Annotated in this window: 1 rRNA gene; it reads right to left on the reverse strand. The window is 49.7% G+C overall.

Going from position 1 to position 1756, the window contains the following annotated elements:
* Positions 1 to 43: 43 nt before the first annotated feature.
* Positions 44 to 1581 (reverse strand): 16S ribosomal RNA (locus tag GYY69_RS12615).
* Positions 1582 to 1756 lie beyond the last annotated feature (175 nt).

A 1756-nucleotide genomic window follows, 5' to 3' on the forward strand; every position in this document is an offset into this window, starting at 1 on the left:
TCTTCTAAACAAACAATCTGTGTGAACACTTACGAGCTCTTCGTAAGGAGGTGATCCAACCGCAGGTTCCCCTACGGTTACCTTGTTACGACTTCACCCCAGTCATGAACCACACCGTGGTAAACGCCCTCCCAAAGGTTAAGCTATCTACTTCTGGTGCAACCCACTCCCATGGTGTGACGGGCGGTGTGTACAAGGCCCGGGAACGTATTCACCGTGACATTCTGATTCACGATTACTAGCGATTCCGACTTCATGGAGTCGAGTTGCAGACTCCAATCCGGACTTAGACGTACTTTATGAGGTCCGCTTACTCTCGCGAGGTCGCCTCCCTTTGTATACGCCATTGTAGCACGTGTGTAGCCCTGGTCGTAAGGGCCATGATGACTTGACGTCGTCCCCACCTTCCTCCGCTTTATCAACGGCAGTCTCCTTTGAGTTCCCGGCCTAACCGATGGCAACAAAGGATAAGGGTTGCGCTCGTTGCGGGACTTAACCCAACATTTCACAACACGAGCTGACGACAGCCATGCAGCACCTGTCTCACAGTTCCCGAAGGCACTCTCATATCTCTACAAGATTCTGTGGATGTCAAGACCAGGTAAGGTTCTTCGCGTTGCATCGAATTAAACCACATGCTCCACCGCTTGTGCGGGCCCCCGTCAATTCATTTGAGTTTTAACCTTGCGGCCGTACTCCCCAGGCGGTCGATTTATCGCGTTAGCTTCGGAGCCCATCACTCTAGGCAACAAACTCCAAATCGACATCGTTTACAGCGTGGACTACCAGGGTATCTAATCCTGTTTGCTCCCCACGCTTTCGCATCTCAGCGTCAGTATCTGTCCAGAAGGCCGCCTTCGCCACCGGTATTCCTCCACATCTCTACGCATTTCACCGCTACACGTGGAATTCTACCTTCCTCTACAATACTCCAGATAACCAGTTTTAAGTGCAATTCCTAGGTTGAGCCCAGGGCTTTCACACCTAACTTAATTATCCGCCTACATGCCCTTTACGCCCAGTCATTCCGATTAACGCTCGCACCCTCCGTATTACCGCGGCTGCTGGCACGGAGTTAGCCGGTGCTTCTTCTGTAATTAACGTCAATTAACGCACCTATTAGATACGCTACCTTCCTCATCACCGAAAGTACTTTACAACCCGAAGGCCTTCTTCATACACGCGGCATGGCTGCATCAGGGTTCCCCCCATTGTGCAATATTCCCCACTGCTGCCTCCCGTAGGAGTCTGGACCGTGTCTCAGTTCCAGTGTGGCTGGCCATCCTCTCAGACCAGCTAGAGATCGTCGCCTAGGTGAGCCTTTACCCCACCTACTAGCTAATCCCATATGGGTTCATCAAATGGCGCATGGCCCGAAAGTCCCATGCTTTGGTCTCTCAACATTATACGGTATTAGCAGTCGTTTCCAACTGTTGTCCCCTTCCATTCGGCAGATCCCCATACTTTACTCACCCGTCCGCCACTCGTCATCAAGTGCAAGCACTCATGTTACCGTTCGACTTGCATGTGTTAAGCCTGCCGCCAGCGTTCAATCTGAGCCATGATCAAACTCTTCAATTTAAAGTTTGATGCTCAATAACTGTCTCTGACATATTCAAATGAATCTTCAGTGTCACTTATCAAGACTTAATTTTTAAGTCCGTAGACTTTTCATTCTTTGTCTCGCAAGTGCCCACACAGATTGTCTGTTTCTTCTTTTTAAAGAGCTGACAGCTTCAATATCTAATCAACTTTT

The sequence above is a fragment of the Gilliamella sp. ESL0250 genome (assembly GCF_013345045.1).
Classification (GTDB): Bacteria; Pseudomonadota; Gammaproteobacteria; order Enterobacterales; family Orbaceae; genus Gilliamella; species Gilliamella apicola_H.